Here is a 2,420-nt window from a genome sequence, read left to right as displayed (position 1 = left end):
TCATTTTTTGAGGGTCACAATCAAGTATTGCATATAATTGTATCATAGTCTTGATAATGATTTAGGATTGCTATAGTTCACTTTCGTTCACCATTCGAGAACTATCTCTAGGGCGTCGGTACAGTATTAGAAGTTGACAACAAAAGAGATGTATGCAATTACCCCGCCAATGAATTCGACTCTATGCCCGGTTGAATTGGCAAAAGCTTAGATATTCGAGCAATGACATGGAGGTTATGGACAACAGCGACTCGACGTAAATCGAAGAGATTTTTCCTTTGTCCCAGATACCGGGCACGGTTAAGAAAGCCAATGACCAATATGGGCTAGAGAATGCTCAACTGTAGTACGCTTTCTCAAGTCAAGACGACCAGTGGTAGTGGATTGACGCCCTCGCAACTCTTGCATTAAAGCTTCATCAGGATGAATTGATACACTACGTCCTCTTTTACCCACATTCCGCAGATGTGATTATCTTATACCAATTCACTATGAAGGTACACTAAAATATAGGGTAAAAGTAGAGGAAATTCAATATGGCGAACAAACTTCAGGTACAAATCCAGGAAACGGTTGAGGAACTTGAGCATCGACTCCAACGGAGTGCGACCGCCGTAAATAAAGAAAAATTACTGGTATTATACTGGCTGGCCACAAAAAAAATCCAAAAAAGAGCAGAATTAGCCACGATGTTGAAACGAGACGAATCAACAATATATCGTTGGTTAAGAGCTTACAAAGAAGGTGGAATTACGGAATTACTTAGCATAAAAAAAGCTCCGGGAAAACCCCCACATATTCCACCATCAGTGAGAGAAAAATTAATCAAAAAACTGCAAGAACCACAGGGAGAAACAAGTTATGGTAAATTACAGCTCTGGCTCGAAAAAGAATGCGGAATTAAAGTGAGCTATAAAGTGGTACATGACCTAGTTCATTATAAATTGAAAGCTGACCTGAAAGTCCCAATACCCCAAAGTAACAAAGCGAACGAAGAGGCGCAGGCAAGCTTCAAAAAAAAAACTATGCGAGCTGATCAAAGTAATGATTAAATATTTCGGAAACTCCAAGCCTGTAAGGATATGGTGTCATGACGAGAGTAGATTTGGATTGATTACGATGCGCCGGGCAGAATGATTACATTAAAGGGGGTAAAACCCATTGGCAAAAAGCAATGGAAACGAGGAAACTTTTATATTTATGGAGTCGTAGAGCCAGCAACAGGCGAACAATATTATCAAGAATTTTGTCAGCTCAATTACAACTATTTTCAAGACTTTTTAAATGGATTTGGTCAAAAATACTCAGAGACTTTCAATCTAATTATCATGGATAATGGTAGCTGACATAAAGCTCTATTATTAGACTGGGCTGACCATGTAATGCCAATATATTTACCTGCCTATAGTCCTGAATTAAATCCGATTGAAAGATTGTGGGAGCATACAAAAAAAGATCGGAAGTGGGAAAATTATTCGAGTTTAGATAAACTCAAAGAACACGTAAGTATAATTATCAAATCTCTCACGAATGAATAAGTTTTATCTCTCTGTGGTTGGGACTATATCCTTGAAGCTATATTAAGTGCAACTTCATAGTAAATTGGTATAAGCTGTTTTACATTTAAACTGTGTGTCAAAAATCCATAAAACTATTGTGGGACGGGCTTCTAGCCTGTCCCGAATTTTCAATTTAAATGCGTAACAGCTTAACCATGCGAATTCTCCAAATTATCCCCTCAATTTCCCTCGTCTACGGCGGGCCAAGTCAAATGGTACTCGGACTTTCTGCGGCCCTCGCTTTCCAAGGCATCGATGTCACAATTATCACTACAAATTCTAACGGAGATATCGGTCAACTTCCTTTAGATGTTCCTTTAAATCAACCAATACAACAAAACGGCTATCAGATTATTTATTTCCGCTGTTCTCCGTTTCGTAGATATAAGTTTTCTCTGAGTTTATTGCAGTGGTTGAATCAAAATGCGCGACAATTTGATCTCGCTCACATTCACGCTCTTTTCTCGCCAGTAACTACCCTCGCTGCTACAATTGCTAGATATCACAATTTGCCATATATTATGCGTCCCTGCGGTATGCTTGACCCCGCAGATTTGCAGAAAAAAAAGCGCTTGAAACAGATTTATGCCACGGTTTTAGAACGTCCTAATTTAGCAGGTGCTGCTGCAATTCATTTCACAAGTAAAGAAGAAGCTAAAATCTCAGAAAGATTTGGTTTGGACTTCACAGGCAAGATGCCTGTGCCACAGGATTTGGACTGCACAGGCAAGATGCCTGTGCCACAGGATTTGGACTGCACAGGCAAGATGCCTGTGCCACAGGATTTGGGCTGCACAGGCAAGATGCCCGTGCCACGGGATTTGGACTGCACAGGCAAGATGCCTGTGCCACGGGATTTGG

3 protein-coding genes and 2 pseudogenes are annotated in these 2,420 nt (G+C 40.3%); 4 read left to right on the top strand and 1 reads right to left on the bottom strand.

The annotated features are described in order from the left end of the window. Positions 1-158: 158 nt before the first annotated feature. A pseudogene (locus QUB08_RS31610) lies at positions 159-447 on the bottom strand (transposase); the annotation flags it as partial. Positions 448-536: 89 nt separating this feature from the next. On the opposite strand from QUB08_RS31610, the gene QUB08_RS31605 reads away from it, so the two are divergent. The 4 genes and pseudogenes from QUB08_RS31605 to QUB08_RS31595 all read left to right on the top strand — a co-directional run. Next, positions 537-1,052 carry a helix-turn-helix domain-containing protein gene (locus tag QUB08_RS31605; RefSeq protein ID WP_333230214.1) on the top strand — a complete coding sequence of 172 codons (516 nt, stop codon included), beginning with the start codon at positions 537-539 and terminating at the stop codon, positions 1,050-1,052. An 81-nt stretch (positions 1,053-1,133) separates the two neighbouring features. Beyond that, positions 1,134-1,346 carry a hypothetical protein gene (locus QUB08_RS31600; RefSeq protein ID WP_333230212.1) on the top strand — a complete coding sequence of 71 codons (213 nt, stop codon included), beginning with the start codon at positions 1,134-1,136 and terminating at the stop codon, positions 1,344-1,346. A gap of 24 nt (positions 1,347-1,370) precedes the next feature. Next, positions 1,371-1,538: pseudogene (locus tag QUB08_RS32275) on the top strand (transposase); the annotation flags it as partial. Between the two features lie 176 nt (positions 1,539-1,714). Continuing rightward, the coding region (locus QUB08_RS31595; RefSeq protein ID WP_333230216.1) for a glycosyltransferase at positions 1,715-2,420 on the top strand (706 nt) is incomplete at its 3' end.

Source organism: Microcoleus sp. BR0-C5, assembly GCF_036705045.1.
Taxonomy (GTDB): domain Bacteria; phylum Cyanobacteriota; class Cyanobacteriia; order Cyanobacteriales; family Microcoleaceae; genus Microcoleus.
This window is presented reverse-complemented; position numbering and strand designations above follow the sequence as displayed.

Coding starts and splice junctions, on each gene's coding strand:
- QUB08_RS31600 (WP_333230212.1), top strand. CDS start 1,134: ATGATTACATTAAAGGGGGTAAAACCCATTGGCAAAAAGCAATGGAAA.
- QUB08_RS31605 (WP_333230214.1), top strand. CDS start 537: ATGGCGAACAAACTTCAGGTACAAATCCAGGAAACGGTTGAGGAACTT.